Consider the following 16,696-nt stretch of genomic DNA (forward strand, 5'->3'; position numbering starts at 1 on the left):
ACAAGCTCAGGGCGACAGGCTCAGGGCGACGAAAGAGGAGACAGAGGGTGGAGAAGTGCAAATAAAATGCATAAAAGTGAACCAAAACGGAACTAAACGGAACTAAAATGGAAGCAGGAATCATTAAAAATCAATGGGTTAGGGGACACCCCCCCCTACCCTATAAATCAAGTAAGGATGGAGGCATGAAGGCAGTCTTGCTTATAAAGATTATACCTGAAACACCTGCTTGTGTTATAATCTTTACCTTCCCCAGACTATGGAAGATTATGGATAAAGAAATTCTCATAATTGGCAATGACGAGAGCACTGTCCAAAGACTCAAAGAGTGTGTCAAAGGCTTTAAGATTATCTCGAGGTCAAGGCTTTCTCCTTCGGGCTTGAATGCGATTAAGCCTGAAGGCCAGATTGTGCTTCTTGACTTGCCAGAGGGAGCGTTTATAGCCGGGGTAAAGGAAATCAGGACATATTATCCTCAGGCACTCATAATAGCGATACAGGTTGAAAGTAAAAAACAATCCTCTATAACTGCAATGAAGGAAGGTGCATACGCCTGCATCGAGAAGCCTATGGATGAGGAAATACTCAGGCTAACCCTTAAGTCTGCCGAGATGCATCTTGCACTCATGGAGGAGATTCAGAGACTAAAGGCATTGGGTCTCGTCTCTTATACAATTGTGGGCAAAAGCCCTGAGATGCTCAGTGTCATTCGTAAGATTCAAAAGGTTTCCGAGAAAAATGCACCTGTTATCGTATCAGGAGAGGACGGAACCGGAAGGCAATTGGTTGCGAGGGCGATACATAACCAGAGCCTCCGTAGAGGAGGACCGTTTATAACCTTAAGCGTCTCCGAAGAGGACAGGCTCGAGGAAAAGGTTAAATCAGCCGAAGGAGGCACACTCTTTATTAATGGCGTCGAGGGGTTTGACAAAGACCTTCTAAGAAAACTCTTTATGCTTGTAGATAAGGGTCGGTTTCCTACCTCAGAGGAAACACCGAAAGCCAATGTGATGGTAATAGCCTCGTCAAAAGGAAAAGACCTTGACTGGACAGAGATTAAGGTGCCTGCCCTTAGAAACAGGAGGCAGGACATTCTGCCGCTTGCAAAACACTTCCTTAAAGAGGCAGAGGCAATGTTTGAGACAGGCAAAAAGAGATTTTCTAAAGAGCTTGAGGATTTTCTTCTCAGTTATGACTGGCCAGGAAATGTCAAAGAGCTTAAGACTGCCATCAGAAAGGCATGCATTATCTCAAAAGAAGAAGTAATTGGAAAACACGACCTTCTGGGGGAGGGCATAGGCACGATAAAGGAGTTCCTCGAGGCAAAGCTTAATAGATACATCAATGAAGTAGGAGGAGTGAATAAGTCCAATCTTTATGATACAGTCGTGTCAGAGGTTCAGAAATCTCTAATAGAAATAGCACTAAAAAAGACAAATGGCAATAAATTGCAAGCCGCAAAACTTCTGGATATAAGTAGAAACACCCTCGGCTCAAAGACCAAGGTGTCACGGAGAGCAGTGCGTCTTCGTCGTGATTCGTAATCCCTAAACCCGTGCATCTTTAAGGGCATCTTTGCATGAACATCCGCGCCCTTTTGGTATTAAGTGGAATGTCTCGGAAAGAAGGGCATTTATTTTTTCGTTTGACTCCTTCATCTTCTCTATGACATCAACTGCAGTGAGCTTTTTCCGAGAAATCCCAGCCGCATAGTTAGTGATAACCGTGATTGAACTAAGGCATAGCTCAAGCTCTCTTGCAAGGCAAGCCTCTGGCATGCCTGTCATTCCAACGACATCGGCACCTATGCTCGAGAAGAACCTTATCTCTCCTGCTGTTTCAAGCCTTGGGCCATTTACACAGATGTATGTGCCTTTCTCGATAAGAGGGATGCCTGCCTTTTTGCCTGCCTCAAGGACAGATGTCCTGAGCTCTAAGCAGTATGGCTCTGTGAAATCCACATGCACGACCTCCTCTTCGTCATAGAATGTGGACTGTCTTGTCCCTTGTGTCATATCGATGACTTGACTGAGCAAGACTATGTCTCCGGGTCTGAGGGAGGGATTTATTCCACCTCCTGCACTGACTGATATGAGCCTTTGGACTCCAAGGCTTTTGAAGCCCCAAAGATTCGCCCTATAGTTAATCTTATGAGGAGGGATTCTGTGTGGAATGCCATGTCTTGCGAGGAATGCAAGCTGGATGCCTGAGACCTCGCATATCTTATAATGTCCCGAAGGCTCGCCATAAGGGGTCTTAATAGGCTTTTCCTCTAAGAGCCTTAAAGACTGTAGCCTCTCGATTCCGCTTCCAGCTATAACACCGATTTTTGGCATAAGTATTCTGGTATAATTACTATAGCATAGAGAGCCAATTCCGTGAATTTAGAAAGGAAGTTTTATGCTTGACAGGGAACTCTTATCAAAGATAATAAAGAAGACACTCTCAAAAGGTGGTGATTATGCTGATGTGTTTGTTGAATGGAGACAGCCAACATATATCCAGCTTGAGGACAAAAAAATAGAAAAGGTTGTCTCAGGCACAGAGTTTGGAGTCGGTATAAGGCTTCTCTGGAGCGGAAAAACTGCTTATGCCTACTGTAACGATGTAAGCAGAAAGACCCTTCTTGAGACCGCAGGTATATTAGGGAAGGCAATTAAAAGCACACCCTCGGAACACAGGGTTATCGACCTTGACTTGAGAATAAAAACTCCATCCTTAAACTTCCAGATAAAACTGCCGCCTGAAGGCATAGCGATGGAGAGAAAGATTAATCTTGTTCGCTCTGCTAATGACACTGCATGGGCAGTAGACAAAAGGATAAAACAGGTGAGCGTTATATACAGGGACTCTGTCCAAAAGGTTCAGGTCGCAACATCAGAGGCAGAAATCGCAGAGGACGAGAGAATCCATACGGTTTTTATTATAAATGTCGTGGCAGAAGAGGATGGCATTATACAGACAGGATACGAAACAGCAGGGGGTCTTATTGGGTTTGAGCTTTTCGATGAGACACCTGTTGAGGGGCTTTCCATTAAGGCAGGTGGCAGGGCAATCATGATGCTTAAGGCAAGAAGAGCACCTGCAGGCAGAATGCCTGCTATCGTATCCTCAGAGGCAGGCGGAACAATGATACATGAAGCCATTGGACATGGCATTGAGGCAGACCTTGCAGAGCAGGGTCTTTCTTCGTTTTCAGGAAAAATAGGCACACAGGTTGCATCTTCGCTCATAACAGTCATAGACGACTCCACCCTACCTAATAAAAGAGGCTCTTTCAGATTCGATGACGAAGGCACTCCTTCACAGAGAACTGTTCTCGTTAAAGATGGCGTGCTTATAAGCTATATGCATGACAAGCTGACTGCCATGAAAGCAGGGGTTTCCCCTACTGGAAACGGAAGAAGGCAGTCCTATGAGTTCAGGCCTATTCCGAGAATGACAAATACCTTCATAGCATCAGGAATCTCCAGTTCAAAGGATGTGCTCAAGGCAACCAAAAATGGTCTTTTTGTCAAAAAAATGGGTGGAGGTCAGGTAAATACCATTACAGGAGATTTCGTTTTTGATGTCCTCGAAGGCTATCTTATCGAGGAAGGCTCTATAGGAGAGCCTGTAAGAGGCGCTACACTTACAGGCAACGGCCCTGAGGTGCTTATGTCCATCGATATGGTATCGTCTGATTTGGGCTTTTCCATTGGAACATGCGGAAAAGACTCACAGGGTGTGCCTGTCTCGGATGCAATGCCAACTGTGAGAATCCCTGAGATAGTCGTTGGCGGGGAGGCACTGCCTTCAGCAGAATAGCACTGTCTCAGAATTGCAACAAGTCTTTGAACAAATGATACACCTATAGAAAGAAAAACCATTGATTTTAAAAGGTTTTATTATGGCATCTTATTTGCATATAAAATCTCTTTATGAGGCTACAGAGGACTTTAAAAAAAGAAGTAAGCATAGCAGGTATCGGGCTTCACACCGGGCAGAGCACATCTGTTAAGCTCATGCCTGCCCCAAGGGACAATGGCATTGTCTTTTACAGAAGGGACAGGGATGTATTCATTAAGGCTGACCTTAATTCAGTAAGCGATACTGCCTTTGCAACGACATTGGGCTCAAATGGCACAAAGGTAAAGACAGTTGAGCATATCCTTGCCGCACTTTCAGGTCTGGGCATAGATAATCTTCTCATCGAGGTCTCAGGCCCAGAGATTCCAATATTAGATGGAAGCTCATCAGGGTTTGTGGAGCTAATCCTTTCTGCCGGAGTTGCAAAGCAGGCAGAAAAAATGCCTCATTTAAGAATACTAAAGCCAGTATTCTTTAAAGAGGCTAATACTGAAATCTGTGTTTTACCATATGATGGCACACTTATCACATATCAGGCATCTTTTGACCATAACCTCATTGGGAGGCAGAAAATGAGCATAAGGCTCAACGAGGAGACCTTTGTGAAAGAGCTTGCACCTGCAAGGACATTTGGGTTTCTAAAGGATATTGCCAATATGAGGGCAAATGGTCTTGCAAAAGGAGGCTCGCTCGAAAATGCAATAATCTTAAGTGACATCGGGGTCGTTAACAAGACAGGGCTCAGGTTTCAGGATGAGTTCATAAGGCATAAGGTGCTTGATTTCATCGGAGACATTTCCTTGATAGGGCTTCCTGTTTACGGTCATATTCACGCCATAAAAACAGGGCATACAACAAACATCAAGTTTGCAAAAAAACTCCTCTCCTCAGAAGACTGCTGGGAAATAGTATCGGAGCATAGCCTCTCTCAAGTCGCATATAACTAACGCCTGATTTAAAAATCTCTTTCTACATAGGACATTTCTAAATTGGCTTGACATTGGAATTTTTTAATTTGACAAACGCAATACTTTTGTTTATTGTTAATTAAGCGGCAGGAACATTATATGATGAGAGCTATAAGCTCTATTAAATGGACAGGCGAAGGCATAAAGCACATAGCAAGACATGCAGTCAACCCAGCAGAGGTTGAAGAGGCATGTTTCAACGAGTATGATACTCCATTTATCAGAGCAGGCAGGGAAAACCTACACTATGTTTTTGGTAAAACTTACTCAGGAAGATTCCTCTTTATTGTAGTCAGATTTGTAAGACTGGGAGAGGCAAGAGTTATCACTGCAAGAGACATGAATACATGGGAAAGAAACTATTTTAAAAGGCAAGGTAAATAATATGAGAAAAATACCGAAATTTAAGACCGATGAAGAATCTGCAAGATTCTGGGAGACCCATAGCTTTGAAGATTATTACAGAGATACTAAAGAAGCTGAGATACGATTTGTTAAAAAACCAAAAAAGACAGTTGCAATAAGGCTTGACCCAACCGATATTAAATCGGTGGAAGCAATTGCCGAGCAGAAGGGCTTAAGCTATACATCGCTTCTAAGGATGTGGATAAAAGAACATCTTACTAAGGAAGCAAAACATAAGGTCGCTTAGTATTATTTAGAAGCGTAAAGGGGCGACTTTTCCTGCCCTAACAATCTCAAGTCTTACTGTGGGATTTACAGCCTCATCAAGCACACCTAATGCCTGAAGAGTGGTAACTCTGACAATAAGCCACATAGAAGTGTTTTTATAGTTGAGCTACCGCTTGCACAGTCTTAAGATGGGCATATGCTTATTAACTAAATAGGACATTTCTAAATTGGCTTGATACCATAACATTATTTATCTTGACATATATACTCGAAAATGATATTGTCAATATAACCTGAGGGGGATTACGTATATGAGAGAAATAGAAAATTCCGACCATAAGGCACCGCGCATGATATTTGCACTCACTCACTCACTCTTAAGTTTTTTTAAGGGTTTAACCGCTATTCAAACGCGTCCCGAATTCCCGGGACGCGTTTTTTGTTTCAATGGTCGGTTCGCATTAACCATGAAATTCATATCAAAAACAGATATAGGGAGGTGAAACATCATGTCTGAAGCACCGAGAGGCACTACCCAAGGCGATATTTTAAGCAGGGCAAAAGATCACTTGTGGGACATTAATGCCGCTTATATGCTGGACTGCGAGAATATCACAAGGTGGCTGGAGGATGAGGCCAAGACAAAGTTCCTACCCCAGATTATCGCAGCGCAAACAATCGAAGAAAAGCGTGAGTCAATGGCATTGGCAATACAACATTATAAAGATAACTGCGACACGCACTTGGAGAAATTATGTAATTTGGAGGAAAAACCGGTTGACCCTCAGCACCTTCAGGATGCCAAAGACGGCATACTGCAACGTAAAGCTGCCACTTTCATGGCAATTGTGCTTTGGTTTATTTTATTACTGATGGCTGCGGGCGCGGAGGTTTCATTTTTCGGATTTCTTGTTTTTTTCAGAGACGCAGGTTTTGGCGTAATGGCAGTAGCCATAACATTGCTTCTTGGAGGCCTATTTACCGGTTATGGAGTTTCGCATTTGATTGAGCGCAGCAAGGAAGCGGCTGAGGAAAAAAAGGAACACATATACAAACACGAGAGAAAATACATCTATTGGGCAGTTGGGGGAATAATGTTAATTGCGGGCTCCGTTGGCCTCAGGTGGGTATATGGCGGCCCTCTCGCTGGGATAGTGGCCCTCTTTTTTGGATTTGCCCTGATTATGACGGAAATAATATGGTCTTATAACCGCTGGACGAAAAAGTACTATATGAAGAGGATGTTTCAGGCCCAACATTACTTCGCTGCGTTACAACTCAGGAAAGATTTAGGCGACAAGAACAAGCCCTATGATGGCACATGGATTAAAATGTTTAAAAGTTATATTGAGACAAGTGCAAAAACAGTTCTTGATATAGGTATACCTTCTCAATAACATTCACAATAAAATGTAGAGGAATCTGAAATGACAAATGATAAGCGCATCAATATCGCTATAGCATTTATGGTCATCTTTTGTATAGCAATAGTTTTTTACGGCTGCGCATCAACTGAAAATGCATCAATCGTAGATGAGCCGTTGGATTTGCAGGGCCAACCCGATGTCGTAATTAAAACTGATGAGCAGCCCGAAGTTGTAATTCAAACTTCTCCTGATGCCGTAATAAAAACTCCTCAGCTTTTAACGCAGCCGATAATAACTTCAATAAAGCCGTCGAAGATATCGGGAAGCAAGTTCAATATAACCATAAAGGGAACGGATTTACTGAAGGAATGGATGTAGTTTTTATTGATGCATCGGGCAAGATTGTCGGTACGGGTAAGCCTAAGAACAGAACCGACAATCAAGTAGTGGTCAGTGTAAAGAACATAAAACCCGGCAGATATACAGTGAAGGTGAAGGGTTCAGACGGATTGTATTCAAATGCCGCGATCTTGACAATCCAGCAAAAGTCTAAGCCAGTGCAAAATGTTAAACACCAATGCTCCGGCAATTATTCCAATAATCCGAAAGTTGTTTATTTGGGCGGTGGCGATGCCGTGCAGTTATTCGAGGGTTTTCTCAACCACAACGGAGGAATAAAACTGAGTTACAACCTAAGGGTTAAGTATCATGAGAAGAATAACGAAACAAACAGTTTGGAGGTTAAGACCGCGAACTTAGGCGATATTGAACAAATGTTCGTTGAGTCGCAAGCGGATTTTGTAAATAGAATAAGAAAGATGTTGAAAGGGAAAACAGCAGAACTGCCGGACACATTTACTGCCGATGCGTTAGGTGAAAGTGCCGATTATTATATGTGCCCATGAACGATAAACCTTTGTTCCGATTCCTGGCGAGAAAATCCTGTTCGCCTCTTCCTCCGTATACGCATAGGAGCTTTTATTCGAGCAATTACCCAAGATTCTGATTTTCTCGAGGATGTCGTTTGTCCTTTTTGCCGCTATTTTTCTGAACCGTTCGCGCCGGGTTTCCTACACCATCTGTGTTATTTCCGAATCTCCTTGCCTTCTTTACGCTGTAGGTTGTTATAAGTTTTTGAGATTCTGAAATAAATTCAGAATGACAGACCCTTTCCCTGTCACCCTGAACTTGTTTCAGGGTCTAATGAGATGCTGAACTGAGATGCTGAAACAAGTTCAGCATGACAATGCCTTTGGGCATTGCAGATAGAATGTATCCGGTGCAGATAACAGAATAATACAATTCTGGGGACACCATACTTAATTTCAGCCCGACAATAATTAAGGCGATTCTTTTGGATGTGGAATAATACGAATACATGGTTGCAGTGTTTCAGAAGCAAAAACGACTTGCCAAGAACGGCTTGATGCGGAACTTCTGTGGCTTTTTAGTCAAAAAGCTCTTTACATAGTTTCAGAAAATCTATTTTAAGGTATGAGGCGACATCCTTAAGGATACCACTTAAAGTGCCGACTTTTAGGGTCTTATGTGCAGGTATGGTGATGCGATGTTGCCTGCCTTTTATTGACGATACCAGCCTGACATGGCTGCCTGTCTGGTGTATTGTTTGATAACCGTATTTTGCAAGAAGTGAAGCAAGTGCATAGCCACCGATGTCCCGTGGCAGTTTCATACGGCAAGAAGTTCTTCTGTTACCATATGCAAGCGTATTATTTTAGGTCTATCCTGCTCGTCGAAATGACACAGGACGGCATCATGAACCATTTTTTTAAGTTCTTCAAGTGTATCAGCCTCGGTAAAGATTGAATGACCTAATGCCTTAGCCTCATAACCTCCTTCTAAAGATTCCTCGATAACAAAGATAACTTCTTTTTCCATATCGCACCTCTTCTTATCTATATATATCCGATTATAACAGGTAACCTTCTTTAGTGGCAATATATTGGGAGGAGAATAAAAGAGCAACAGAGCAGGAGTAACTGAGATTCTGAAATAAATTCAGAATGACAAATCGGTTTGCAGATATTCAATACTGTCACCCTGAACTCGTTTCAGGGTCTTATAACCAGTTGATTTTATTAGATGCTGAAATAAATTCAGCATGACAGGCTGAGATTGCTTCTGCCGAGGCATCGGCATCGCAATGACAGAAAGGGGAGAAAACCATAGTGCATTTTTTACTTGACAAAAGGGGATAAAATCCTCTATTATATAACTTTAGTTTAAAGGAGCAAGGAGAGACCCTTTGACAGGCTCAGAAAGACGAAAGAGGAGACAGAGAGTGCAGAAGTGCAAATAAAATGCATAAAAGTGAACCAAAACGGAACTAAACGGAACTAAAATGGAAGCAGGAATCATTAAAAATCAATGGGTTATGAGGCACCCCCCCTCCCTATAAACTAAAGCAAAAACATTAGACCCTGAAAGGATGAAGCAGGTTGCCTTACATTATTATATTGCTTTTTTCCAATCTAAGATTATATATTGTAATTATCAGCGAATCTAAATCTAAAGAAAGGAGGTAGTAAAGATGTTCAAGCTTAATGCTGAACGGATTGCTGGAAAGGGAAGCATCTGGATGATTCTGCTTGGCCCGTTTTTTGGAGTGCTGTTTGTATGCTTAATCCCCTTTGTGTCAATGCTCGTTGCCGTAGTGTTTCTCACCCGCATAGCCTCGGCAAGTGTCCTGTCTTCCGATGAGGCAGGGATGTGCATGGGCTGTCATTCGACTCCTATTGTCAAGACCTTTAAAAACGGAGAGAAACTCTCTATAGTTCTGAGCGAAAAGCACTTCAAAGACACTGTTCATAGTTTCCTTGGCTGTTCGGACTGCCACAACGACATCTCTATGGACAATCATCCATCTGCGGTATATGGTAGCAAGCGGGAATTTAGCCTCCATGTCACATCTGCATGCAGAAACTGCCATCCAGATGAGCAAATCCTCAAAAAGCCCCTTCACCAGCACGCAGTAACCAGAGCAAATGCACCGCCTTGCTCTGAGTGTCACGGCTCGCACTCCATCAGGAAGTCTTCTGGATGGAAAGAAACCGCATCTGACTCTCAGTACTGTCTTACCTGTCATAAGCAAGACCTGAAGCTCTCTTTAAACGGAGAGGTCGTTTCTCTAAAGATTGACGAGACGGTCATCAGGAAATCTGTTCACTCAAATCACAATTGCTCTGACTGTCATGTGGGGTTTTCTAAAAAGGAGCATCCGCTTAAGAAGTTTGAAGGGAGGAGGCAACTCTCTGTGGAGATATCAAGCAGTGTATGCAGGAGATGCCACCCTGATAAGTACGCGGAGTTTGAAGGCAGTATCCACTTTGGAATGCTCAAGGAGGGAAACCTTAAGGCACCTGTGTGCACAGACTGTCATGGTGCCCACTCTGTAGGGCCAAAGGCAATAGCAGAGACAATGGCAGGTGTGCCATGCAGAAAATGCCATGAGGACACTTTTGAGGAGTTCAAGGGAAGCGTTCATGGTGTGGCAAAGGCAGGTGGCAAGGCAGCCGCACCAATATGTTCGTCCTGCCATTCTGCACATGGGGTAAAACCAGCTACACTTTCAATGTCCCCAAAGGCAAGATGCACTGTCTGCCACAACAACGCTGAATATATGCATGACCAGTGGCTTCCGAATGCGGCTATACATCTCGAGGCAGTTGCCTGCACAGCATGCCATGTCCCTAATGTAGGACGCAGGATATACCTTAGTATAACGGACAGAGATTCAGGCAAGGTTATCTCAGAGCCAAAGGTAAAAGAGCTTTTGGGCGCAGACTATGGGATGCTAACAGATAACCCTAAAGGAGGCATAGGGGGCAGACAACTCTGGGATATCTATCAGAGGCTCAACGATAAGGAAACCTCAGTGAGACTAAAAGGCACAGTTGGCATTCAGGACTCCATAAAGTCCCATTGCGTAACCGACAAGAGCAAGGCACTAAGGCAGTGCGATACCTGCCATAACGCCCAGTCAGATTCCTTTAAGGCTGTTTCGCTTTCAGTCATAAAGGGCAATGGCAAGGAGGGGTTCGTCGATGTCAACCCCAAGGCGCTGAGTTCGATATTCTCTGTGTTGCCTCTTAACCAGTTCTATGCCTTAGGCTCAATGCGTGTGAAAATACTGGATTTCCTTGGCATATTCATGGTTCTGGCAGGTGCGTCATTCCCTGCAGTGCATATAACCATGAGGATACTGACAAGACGGCTGAGGGCTTCCAAAAAACATAAAGGACATGGGAGGTGAAAACATGAAAAAGATATATCTTCACCCCATACCAGTAAGGATCTGGCACTGGATAAATGCCCTGAGCTTCCTTGCGCTGATTGTCACAGGGCTTCAGATACGCTACAGGGACATCATGAACCTCATGACATTCAAGTTTGCAGTTGACACCCACAACATATGCGGGTTCATCCTTCTTGGAAACTTCCTTTTGTGGCTGGGCTACTATCTCATCTCAGGCAAGATTAAGACCTATGTGCCGGCATTCAGCCCTAAGAAGTTCATCGAGGGAAGCATCAGGCAGGCAAGGTATTACGCATACGGAATATTCGTTGGCGAAGAAAACCCGCATCATCCTTCGCCTGACAATAAATTCAACCCCTTACAGCAGATGGCTTATCTGAACATCATGGCCATGTTTATTCCGCTTCAGATTGTGACAGGCATTTTGATGTGGGATGTAAAGGGCTTCTCCCAATTCATAAGCCTTGCAGGCGGCATAAAGATAGTGGACACGGTTCATGTGCTTCTGTTTCTGTTCTTTAGCTCGTTTCTTTTCATACACATCTACCTTGCAACATTAGGACACACTGTAACTGCCCATATAAAGGCAATGTTTACAGGGTATGAAGAAGAAGAAGAGCATCACTGATTGATTTTTTGGGGGAGGCTTTGCCTCCCCCATTGTAACTGCCGGGTAATGTCAATTATTCTGTGTAAATTCATTTAAGGGCTTTTAGCATGCAGAACATGTTATTATAAAAGTTGTTCTGCTTTATGTCGGTAAGAAACATAGAAAACACTCATAAGGGAGTATGGTTTTGCGGAAAACAAGGAATGACTTAAGGAATATCGCCATCATCGCTCATGTGGACCATGGGAAGACCACCTTGGTGGACGGCATGTTGCACCAGTCCGGCATCTTCAGGAGCAACCAGAAGGTAAAGGAAAGGGTTATGGACAGCATTGACCTTGAGCGGGAGAAAGGCATCACCATTATGGCTAAAAATACAGCCATCACATACGGCGATGTTACTATAAATATAGTGGATACTCCGGGTCATGCCGACTTCGGCGGCGAGGTAGAGAGGACCCTTAAGATGGTGGACGGCGTGCTCCTTTTGGTAGACGCATCGGAAGGCCCCCTTCCCCAGACACGGTTTGTGCTGAAAAAGGCGCTTGAGCTTAAGCTGCCGCCCATACTTGTGATAAACAAGATAGACAGGCACGACGCCCGGGTTCAGGAGGTCCTCAATGAGGTCTATGACCTCTTCATAGACCTTGGAGCCTTGGAGGAACAGCTTGATTTCCCGATAGTCTACACCAATGCCAAGGTCGGAGTTGCATCGCTTGAGCCGGGCGGCGAATTTAAAAACCTTATGCCTCTTTTTGATATGATAATCAACTACATGCCGCCTCCTGTGTACGACGATTCAATGCCTCTTCAGATGCTCGTTACAAACATAGATTACGACGACTATACCGGCAGGCTTGCCATAGGCAGGGTGTTCTCCGGGGCAGTACGGCAGGGGCAGACCGTGAGGATTATCGGTGAAAACGGAGGGCCGGTCACAGGAAAGGTGAGCATGCTTTACTCATTTAAGGGTCTCGAGAAGGTGCCCATCGAATTATCCAGCGCAGGCGATATCGTGTCCGTAGCCGGTCTTGAGGGCGTAGGCATAGGGGACACGGTGGGCGATTTGGAGGACCCCCGGCAGTTGCCACGGATTGCAGTGGACGAGCCAACGCTCTCGATGGTCTTTTCGGTAAATACATCGCCTATGGCAGGAAGGGAAGGCAGGGTTGTAACCTCCCGTCAGATATGCGACAGGCTCGAAAAAGAGGTGCTTCATAATGTAAGTATCCGAGTGGATTTTACCGTTACGGACTCCTTTACGGTCAAGGGGAGGGGAGAACTCCAGCTTGCAATACTGATAGAGATGATGAGGCGGGAGGGTTACGAGATGTCCGTGTCCATGCCGGAGGTCATAACAAAGGACATTGGCGGAGTCATCCATGAGCCGGTGGAGCTTGTGGTTATTGACATCCCGGAGGAGTTCGTGGGCGTTGTCTCCCAGCAGATGGGTGTGAGAAAGGGTAGGATGCTCAAGGTGCAGCAGAGCCGGGGCAGGGTGAGGCTTGAATTCAATGTACCCTCAAGGGGGCTTATCGGATTCCGCGCCCGGTTTCTTATGGACACGAGGGGCACGGGGCTTGCGCATCAGGTCTTTGACGGGTATGAGCCTTGGACTGGCCCGATGACCAAGCGTCCCACTGGAGCGTTAGTGTCGGACCGCAAGGGCATATCCACCACATTTGCCCTTTTCCACCTTCAGCCGAGGGGAGTCCTTTTCATTCCGGCAGGCATAGAGGTCTATGAGGGCATGATAGCAGGCGAAAACTCACGGGATGTTGACCTCGATGTGAATGTGACCAAGGAAAAGAAGCTCACAAACATGAGGGCATCAGGTGCAGACGAAGCCCTCAGGCTGATACCTCCGAGGACGCTTTCCCTTGAGACGGCAATAGAGTTTATTAAAGAAGACGAGCTGATAGAAGTTACGCCTGTCTCCCTGAGACTGAGGAAGAGAGTGCTCGATGCCTCAAAAAGGCCAAGGAGAAGGTAAGGGGCATTGTCCCTTCCCTCCTGTCCTGCCAAAATGATAATGTTCTAATAGAGGCTATAATTTTCCTGAGCCTATTTCTATTTCCAATCTTATTTGGGGTTTCACCCCAAACCCCAGTTGCTTTAGGTGAATCGCATCTGCGATGTCCTTCATGCCCAAGAAAATGAATTAAAAAAATTTGGACTAAGGCATTTTACCTTATCTATGGTATAATTGAAACGAGAAGGATTTGTAAAAGGAGTGTATATGTATTCAGTAGAAACTAAATATGAGCATATCACAATTGATAAAAAAGGAGTGCCTTTTATTGCAGGCACTACCATGAAAGTGGTTGAGCTTGTAGCAGAAAAGATAGCATATGGATGGAGCCCTGAGGAGCTACATCTCCAGCATCCTTATTTAACATTGGGACAGATTCATTCAGCATTGGCTTATTATTATGACAATGAAAAAAAACTCAATGAAGATATCGAACAACGCCTTCAAGGCATTATGCAATACAAGGCCGAAAAATCCCCTTTGAAAGAAAGATTAAGAGCCTCCCGGCTACTGTAGTGGCTGTCAAGCTTTACATGGATGCTCATATACCAAAGGCAATTACAAATGGTCTCCGTCTAAGAGGGATTAATGTTCTTACAGCACAGGAAGACAATGCTGATAAACTTTCCGACCCTGAACTGTTAGACCGCGCAACGGCATTAAGTCGTGTGCTTTTTACTTTTGATGATGATTTATTGGTAGAGGCAGCAAAGAGACAACGGTTATCAATCCCATTTTCAGGAGTAATTTATACATCCCCCTTGAGTATTTCGATTGGAGCCTGTGTCAGAGACTTAGAAATAATTGCTCAATCTGGAGAACCTGAAGACCTTACTGATAGAGTAGAGTTTTTACCACTGAAGTAGAATAAATCTTTTTTAGAGCTGATAGAAGGAACTACAGAGGGTTGAACTATATGACACCTTTTGATAAGGTTGAGAAAGTTAGGGGGGCCATTTTTTTCTCATTGACCTTGCTTTTTCCAGAGATTTTCAGTATCTTCTTCATAGATAAAAAATAATAGAAGGCGATAAATAAAAATGACAAAAAGTCCTGAAATAAAAGTTAACCCTGAGGTGTTGAAAGCACTTCGTGAGATTTCTGGATATAGCATTGATGAGGTGGCTAAGAAACTTAAAACCACTGCAGAAAAGATAAAAAAAATAGAAGGTGGTCTTGCGGAATTTACTTTAACCCAAATAAAAAAATTATCTGATATTTATCATCGCCCTCTCTCTGCATTTTTCACAGACATACTCCCTATAATGCCTGCACTAACAGACTTTAGAATAAATCGTGAAAAAAGATTAACCCCGCAGGTATATATAGCTGAAAGAAGGGCTTATTACATTGCTTATAAATTAGCTGAGTTAAGTGGTAGAAGAAGTCAAATTCCAGATTTTCCAGAGACATTAAAACCTGATGAATTAGCACACGAATTTAAAAAATATTTGAAAGTAGATATATTGAAATCAAAAAAATCAGACGAACTTTTAACTCACTACAAACAGGTATTGGAAGGAAAATTGTTTATATCAATTATAGAATTACCATTAAAGGCAGAAGATGTTAGAGGCTTTAGTGTTTTTGCCAATATCTCTGTCATTGTTTTAAATGAGGAAGACAATCCATCAATAAAATTATTCTCTCTTTTCCACGAAGTATATCACTTACTAAAAAGAAGCTCCGGTATATGTTCAATAGAGATTGAGCAAAAAGACAAAGACATAGAAGCAAGCTGTAATTTGTTTTCTGCAGAATTCCTTGTCCCTTTAGATGACTTAAAGGAAGAGTATAAAAGGTTTTTACAATTAGATGAACGCACAGTTTTAGAGCTTTCCGAAATTTATGGAGTGAGTAAACAGGTAATTATGCTTAGACTTCTCTGGTTAGGATATATATCTAAAGAAAGATATGAACAGTTTAAGAGGGAGGGAGAAAAGAAATTAAAAGGGAAAAAGTTTGGCCGTAGGGATTGGAACAAGGTATTTCAGAATCGTGTTGGGAATTTAGTCGTCAGAGAGGCGACTAATGCCTATCGGTCCGATAAAATTTCATATTCTGAGGTAATGAATATCTTAGGGTTGAAAGCTAAATACACAGAAAAATTTGTCGAATGGTAATTTAGAATGCCCAGAGAGCAGGAATTATTCCCGAAAACAATATTTTGTATAGACGCCAGCGCTTTAATAAATCTCATGCCTCGTGGAAGGGATATATATCGGAGAGATGTATTCCCCACAATTTGGAATAAATTAGAAGATATGATAAGAAATGGAGAGTTAATAGCATCGCTGGAAGTTTATAAAGAAATTAAAGCTGTGAGCGATAAAATTTATGATTGGTGTAAAAGTAACAAGGTGATGTTCAAAGATATAGATGAATGTCAGAGACAAAAACTTCAGGAAGTTGAAAAGCAGTATGATAAAAATTATTGGAAAAATGAAAATAATAAAGAAGTGTGGGCTGATCCGTGGGTAATGGCTCTTAGCCTTTGTGAGGATGCAATCATCGTTACGGATGAGAAAAATACACAAAATAGGATTCCAGCAATAACTTCTATGCTTGGATTAAAGTGTCTTGGGTTATTAGATTTTTTTAAAAAGATAGGGATTAAATATTAGAGGCGAAAATCAAGCACCACCGAATGAAGAATAATTAAATTTTAAAACTCCAGCACTTCACTTCACTGAAATTTAACAAAGGGGTTATTGAGGGGCTTGACAAATGACAAAAAAGGCTTGACAAATCAAAAACCATGCCTTATACTACTAACTATAGTTTTAGTAGATTATAGCTATAAAACGATGGTTGAGGTTGATAAATATCAACTTAATCAACATGGGAATCCTTAAAAATCAAGGGGTTATGAGGCACCCCCCCCACCCCATAAACTAAAGCAAAGGGATGATGAAGAGCAGGAAAGGTCAAGGCTGAACTTTGATTTTGCTGACAGACAAA

18 protein-coding genes are annotated in these 16,696 nt (G+C 43.0%); 15 read left to right on the top strand and 3 right to left on the bottom strand.

Annotated features, from left to right (window positions below; genetic code table 11):
* Positions 1-185: 185 nt before the first annotated feature.
* Complete coding sequence (locus tag HY805_06360; protein ID MBI4823835.1) at positions 186-1,544, top strand: sigma-54-dependent Fis family transcriptional regulator; 1,359 nt, start codon at positions 186-188, stop codon at positions 1,542-1,544.
* 3 nt (positions 1,545-1,547) lie between these two features.
* On the opposite strand, the gene mtnP is transcribed toward HY805_06360, so the two are convergent.
* Positions 1,548-2,336, bottom strand: a complete 789-nt coding sequence (gene mtnP / locus HY805_06365; GenBank protein ID MBI4823836.1) for an S-methyl-5'-thioadenosine phosphorylase — start codon at positions 2,334-2,336, stop codon at positions 1,548-1,550.
* Between the two features lie 64 nt (positions 2,337-2,400).
* Here mtnP and HY805_06370 point away from each other — a divergent pair, with 64 nt between their 5' ends.
* The 7 genes from HY805_06370 to HY805_06400 all read left to right on the top strand — a co-directional run bounded on the left by HY805_06370 (position 2,401) and on the right by HY805_06400 (position 7,722).
* The gene (locus tag HY805_06370; GenBank protein MBI4823837.1) at positions 2,401-3,807 is read left to right on the top strand and encodes a TldD/PmbA family protein; all 1,407 of its coding nucleotides are present in this window, start codon (positions 2,401-2,403) and stop codon (positions 3,805-3,807) included.
* Positions 3,808-3,920: 113 nt separating this feature from the next.
* Positions 3,921-4,796, top strand: coding sequence for a UDP-3-O-acyl-N-acetylglucosamine deacetylase (locus HY805_06375; protein MBI4823838.1), 876 nt, complete (start codon positions 3,921-3,923; stop codon positions 4,794-4,796).
* A 120-nt stretch (positions 4,797-4,916) separates the two neighbouring features.
* Positions 4,917-5,201: a BrnT family toxin gene (locus tag HY805_06380; protein MBI4823839.1), complete on the top strand. Its 285-nt coding sequence runs from the start codon at positions 4,917-4,919 to the stop codon at positions 5,199-5,201.
* Position 5,202: 1 nt separating this feature from the next.
* Positions 5,203-5,469 (top strand): hypothetical protein, encoded by a 267-nt coding sequence (locus HY805_06385; GenBank protein ID MBI4823840.1) that lies wholly within the window; start codon positions 5,203-5,205, stop codon positions 5,467-5,469.
* A 490-nt stretch (positions 5,470-5,959) separates the two neighbouring features.
* Positions 5,960-6,847 (top strand): hypothetical protein, encoded by an 888-nt coding sequence (locus HY805_06390; protein ID MBI4823841.1) that lies wholly within the window; start codon positions 5,960-5,962, stop codon positions 6,845-6,847.
* Positions 6,848-6,877: 30 nt separating this feature from the next.
* A complete protein-coding gene (locus HY805_06395; GenBank protein ID MBI4823842.1) occupies positions 6,878-7,195 on the top strand; it encodes a hypothetical protein in 318 nt (105 codons plus the stop codon).
* Entirely contained in the window at positions 7,186-7,722 is a 537-nt protein-coding gene (locus HY805_06400; GenBank protein ID MBI4823843.1) for a hypothetical protein, read from the top strand. Before HY805_06395 ends, HY805_06400 begins: the two co-directional genes overlap by 10 nt.
* Positions 7,723-8,264: 542 nt before the next feature.
* On the opposite strand, the gene HY805_06405 is transcribed toward HY805_06400, so the two are convergent.
* Together HY805_06405 and HY805_06410 are read right to left on the bottom strand one after the other, a co-directional pair.
* Complete coding sequence (locus tag HY805_06405) at positions 8,265-8,510, bottom strand: type II toxin-antitoxin system HicA family toxin (GenBank protein MBI4823844.1); 246 nt, start codon at positions 8,508-8,510, stop codon at positions 8,265-8,267.
* On the bottom strand, positions 8,507-8,716 hold the full coding sequence (locus HY805_06410; GenBank protein ID MBI4823845.1) for a 2-oxoisovalerate dehydrogenase: 210 nt from the start codon (positions 8,714-8,716) through the stop codon (positions 8,507-8,509). The genes HY805_06405 and HY805_06410 overlap by 4 nt, the downstream gene beginning before the upstream one ends.
* Before the next feature lie 652 nt (positions 8,717-9,368).
* On the opposite strand from HY805_06410, the gene HY805_06415 reads away from it, so the two are divergent.
* The 7 genes from HY805_06415 (at position 9,369) to HY805_06445 (ending at position 16,359) form a co-directional block, all read left to right on the top strand.
* The gene (locus HY805_06415; GenBank protein MBI4823846.1) at positions 9,369-11,090 is read left to right on the top strand and encodes a hypothetical protein; all 1,722 of its coding nucleotides are present in this window, start codon (positions 9,369-9,371) and stop codon (positions 11,088-11,090) included.
* 4 nt (positions 11,091-11,094) lie between these two features.
* A complete protein-coding gene (locus HY805_06420; protein MBI4823847.1) occupies positions 11,095-11,721 on the top strand; it encodes a cytochrome b/b6 domain-containing protein in 627 nt (208 codons plus the stop codon).
* 163 nt (positions 11,722-11,884) lie between these two features.
* A complete protein-coding gene (gene typA / locus HY805_06425) occupies positions 11,885-13,696 on the top strand; it encodes a translational GTPase TypA (protein MBI4823848.1) in 1,812 nt (603 codons plus the stop codon).
* Positions 13,697-13,942: 246 nt separating this feature from the next.
* A complete protein-coding gene (locus tag HY805_06430) occupies positions 13,943-14,251 on the top strand; it encodes a DUF433 domain-containing protein (GenBank protein ID MBI4823849.1) in 309 nt (102 codons plus the stop codon).
* Positions 14,251-14,601, top strand: coding sequence for a DUF5615 family PIN-like protein (locus HY805_06435; protein MBI4823850.1), 351 nt, complete (start codon positions 14,251-14,253; stop codon positions 14,599-14,601). The genes HY805_06430 and HY805_06435 overlap by 1 nt, the downstream gene beginning before the upstream one ends.
* A 174-nt stretch (positions 14,602-14,775) precedes the next feature.
* Positions 14,776-15,858, top strand: a complete 1,083-nt coding sequence (locus HY805_06440) for an ImmA/IrrE family metallo-endopeptidase (GenBank protein MBI4823851.1) — start codon at positions 14,776-14,778, stop codon at positions 15,856-15,858.
* A 6-nt stretch (positions 15,859-15,864) separates the two neighbouring features.
* Positions 15,865-16,359, top strand: a complete 495-nt coding sequence (locus tag HY805_06445; protein ID MBI4823852.1) for a DUF4411 family protein — start codon at positions 15,865-15,867, stop codon at positions 16,357-16,359.
* Positions 16,360-16,696 lie beyond the last annotated feature (337 nt).

Source organism: Nitrospirota bacterium (assembly GCA_016207905.1).
GTDB lineage: Bacteria > Nitrospirota > Thermodesulfovibrionia > Thermodesulfovibrionales > JdFR-86 > JACQZC01.

Bases quoted from the DNA above. Each gene is read 5' to 3' on its own strand.
- HY805_06430 (MBI4823849.1), top strand. From the start codon at position 13,943: ATGTATTCAGTAGAAACTAAATATGAGCATATCACAATTGATAAAAAA.
- HY805_06380 (MBI4823839.1), top strand. From the start codon at position 4,917: ATGATGAGAGCTATAAGCTCTATTAAATGGACAGGCGAAGGCATAAAG.
- HY805_06445 (MBI4823852.1), top strand. From the start codon at position 15,865: ATGCCCAGAGAGCAGGAATTATTCCCGAAAACAATATTTTGTATAGAC.
- HY805_06420 (MBI4823847.1), top strand. From the start codon at position 11,095: ATGAAAAAGATATATCTTCACCCCATACCAGTAAGGATCTGGCACTGG.
- typA (MBI4823848.1), top strand. From the start codon at position 11,885: ATGGTTTTGCGGAAAACAAGGAATGACTTAAGGAATATCGCCATCATC.
- HY805_06440 (MBI4823851.1), top strand. From the start codon at position 14,776: ATGACAAAAAGTCCTGAAATAAAAGTTAACCCTGAGGTGTTGAAAGCA.
- HY805_06360 (MBI4823835.1), top strand. From the start codon at position 186: ATGAAGGCAGTCTTGCTTATAAAGATTATACCTGAAACACCTGCTTGT.
- mtnP (MBI4823836.1), bottom strand. From the start codon at position 2,336: ATGCCAAAAATCGGTGTTATAGCTGGAAGCGGAATCGAGAGGCTACAG.
- HY805_06390 (MBI4823841.1), top strand. From the start codon at position 5,960: ATGTCTGAAGCACCGAGAGGCACTACCCAAGGCGATATTTTAAGCAGG.
- HY805_06375 (MBI4823838.1), top strand. From the start codon at position 3,921: ATGAGGCTACAGAGGACTTTAAAAAAAGAAGTAAGCATAGCAGGTATC.
- HY805_06410 (MBI4823845.1), bottom strand. From the start codon at position 8,716: ATGGAAAAAGAAGTTATCTTTGTTATCGAGGAATCTTTAGAAGGAGGT.
- HY805_06405 (MBI4823844.1), bottom strand. From the start codon at position 8,510: ATGAAACTGCCACGGGACATCGGTGGCTATGCACTTGCTTCACTTCTT.
- HY805_06370 (MBI4823837.1), top strand. From the start codon at position 2,401: ATGCTTGACAGGGAACTCTTATCAAAGATAATAAAGAAGACACTCTCA.
- HY805_06415 (MBI4823846.1), top strand. From the start codon at position 9,369: ATGTTCAAGCTTAATGCTGAACGGATTGCTGGAAAGGGAAGCATCTGG.
- HY805_06395 (MBI4823842.1), top strand. From the start codon at position 6,878: ATGACAAATGATAAGCGCATCAATATCGCTATAGCATTTATGGTCATC.
- HY805_06385 (MBI4823840.1), top strand. From the start codon at position 5,203: ATGAGAAAAATACCGAAATTTAAGACCGATGAAGAATCTGCAAGATTC.
- HY805_06400 (MBI4823843.1), top strand. From the start codon at position 7,186: ATGGATGTAGTTTTTATTGATGCATCGGGCAAGATTGTCGGTACGGGT.